Origin of the sequence: Methylobacterium guangdongense (assembly GCF_038442355.1) — a bacterium.
GTDB lineage: Bacteria > Pseudomonadota > Alphaproteobacteria > Rhizobiales > Beijerinckiaceae > Methylobacterium > Methylobacterium guangdongense.
In genome coordinates, this window is sequence record NZ_JBBXMX010000053.1 from 1 (window position 1) to 2,500 (window position 2,500).

Annotated in this window: 2 tRNA genes and 2 rRNA genes (1 of these 4 cut by a window edge); all 4 read left to right on the forward strand. The window is 57.8% G+C overall.

Annotation, left to right across the window (positions count from 1 at the left end):
- The first annotated feature begins 208 nt into the window (after nt 1-208).
- A 16S ribosomal RNA gene (locus AAHG09_RS31525) occupies nt 209-1,691 on the forward strand.
- A gap of 199 nt (nt 1,692-1,890) precedes the next feature.
- Nucleotides 1,891-1,967 (forward strand) — tRNA-Ile (locus AAHG09_RS31530).
- A 33-nt stretch (nt 1,968-2,000) separates the two neighbouring features.
- Nucleotides 2,001-2,076, forward strand: a tRNA-Ala gene (locus AAHG09_RS31535).
- Nucleotides 2,077-2,395: 319 nt separating this feature from the next.
- Nucleotides 2,396-2,500 (forward strand): 23S ribosomal RNA (locus AAHG09_RS31540) (it continues 2,703 nt past the right edge of the window).
- The 16S and 23S rRNA genes sit together here with 2 tRNA genes alongside, the layout of an rRNA operon.

The following is a 2,500-nucleotide window of genomic DNA, read 5'->3' on the forward strand; positions in this document are numbered from 1 at the left end:
TCTTTGACAAGTTGGAATTGAGGAAGGGAGACGCGGGCGGCGTTTGTCCTTGCGGCCAGGCCTTAGGGTCTGGCGTGAGTAGACTTGTGCCGATCTTGTGTTCTTCTTTCTGAGCTCACCGACGGGTGTTTGGCGCTGTGAAGCGTTGGATGCTTGGTCGATGTGAGGCTCCGTCTGAGAATATAGTGATCGGCCGGATCTTTCTCTTCAACGTGAGAGTTTGATCCTGGCTCAGAGCGAACGCTGGCGGCAGGCTTAACACATGCAAGTCGAGCGGGCCCTTCGGGGTCAGCGGCGGACGGGTGAGTAACGCGTGGGAACGTGCCTTCCGGTTCGGAATAACCCTGGGAAACTAGGGCTAATACCGGATACGCCCTTATGGGGAAAGGTTTACTGCCGGAAGATCGGCCCGCGTCTGATTAGCTAGTTGGTGGGGTAACGGCCTACCAAGGCGACGATCAGTAGCTGGTCTGAGAGGATGATCAGCCACACTGGGACTGAGACACGGCCCAGACTCCTACGGGAGGCAGCAGTGGGGAATATTGGACAATGGGCGCAAGCCTGATCCAGCCATGCCGCGTGAGTGATGAAGGCCTTAGGGTTGTAAAGCTCTTTTATCCGGGACGATAATGACGGTACCGGAGGAATAAGCCCCGGCTAACTTCGTGCCAGCAGCCGCGGTAATACGAAGGGGGCTAGCGTTGCTCGGAATCACTGGGCGTAAAGGGCGCGTAGGCGGCGTTTTAAGTCGGGGGTGAAAGCCTGTGGCTCAACCACAGAATGGCCTTCGATACTGGGACGCTTGAGTATGGTAGAGGTTGGTGGAACTGCGAGTGTAGAGGTGAAATTCGTAGATATTCGCAAGAACACCGGTGGCGAAGGCGGCCAACTGGACCATTACTGACGCTGAGGCGCGAAAGCGTGGGGAGCAAACAGGATTAGATACCCTGGTAGTCCACGCCGTAAACGATGAATGCCAGCTGTTGGGGTGCTTGCACCGCAGTAGCGCAGCTAACGCTTTGAGCATTCCGCCTGGGGAGTACGGTCGCAAGATTAAAACTCAAAGGAATTGACGGGGGCCCGCACAAGCGGTGGAGCATGTGGTTTAATTCGAAGCAACGCGCAGAACCTTACCATCCTTTGACATGGCGTGTTATGGGGAGAGATTCCCAGTCCTCTTCGGAGGCGCGCACACAGGTGCTGCATGGCTGTCGTCAGCTCGTGTCGTGAGATGTTGGGTTAAGTCCCGCAACGAGCGCAACCCACGTCCTTAGTTGCCATCATTCAGTTGGGCACTCTAGGGAGACTGCCGGTGATAAGCCGCGAGGAAGGTGTGGATGACGTCAAGTCCTCATGGCCCTTACGGGATGGGCTACACACGTGCTACAATGGCGGTGACAGTGGGACGCGAAGGAGCGATCTGGAGCAAATCCCCAAAAGCCGTCTCAGTTCGGATTGCACTCTGCAACTCGAGTGCATGAAGGCGGAATCGCTAGTAATCGTGGATCAGCATGCCACGGTGAATACGTTCCCGGGCCTTGTACACACCGCCCGTCACACCATGGGAGTTGGTCTTACCCGACGGCGCTGCGCCAACCGCAAGGGGGCAGGCGACCACGGTAGGGTCAGCGACTGGGGTGAAGTCGTAACAAGGTAGCCGTAGGGGAACCTGCGGCTGGATCACCTCCTTTCTAAGGATGCTGACAGCAGGATGACCGGTCTTCCGGTCCGCTCCTCGGACGGCGTCATTAGGATATCAGGGCTCAGTCAGAGCCCATTGGCGGGACGAATGCCGCCCTCGTTTCTCTTCCTCACCAGATAGCGCGATCGCTCAAGCGATCCGACTGCGGCTGATGCTGCGGTCTGGTCTCGCGACAGCTCGATCGTACTGGGCCTGTAGCTCAGGTGGTTAGAGCGCACCCCTGATAAGGGTGAGGTCGGACGTTCGAGTCGTCCCAGGCCCACCATGGACGGGACGTTCACCTCTGACTTGACCCTTTGGGGCCATAGCTCAGCTGGGAGAGCGCGTGCTTTGCAAGCATGAGGTCGTCGGTTCGATCCCGTCTGGCTCCACCACTTTTTTGGGACTTGGCGTCGTGTGAACGGCAGCCGCCCGAGAGTGGATGCTGAGCCCGCTATCTGGAGAATGCGTTTGCCGCGGCAATGATCAGCGAGGACCGACAGGTTCGGTTGATGCTGCCGTGTGCGAAGACATCAGTGACATCGTGAAGAGGGAATGTGGCCGTTGGGGCAGCGAAAGCTGCCAACCCCGGCGGTCATGTTCGGCAAGCATACGGTGACGGAATCGGAAACGGTTCTGTCACTGGTCTTTTTGTGACCGTGTCGTGATCGCCAGCCTAGCGGCTGCCGATCAGCGGACATCGATCACGAGAGCGATCAAGTGCCTTAAGAGCATTCGGTGGATGCCTTGGCGCTGAGAGGCGATGAAGGACGTGGTACGCTGCGATAAGCCTTGGGGAGCTGCGAACGAGCTTTGATC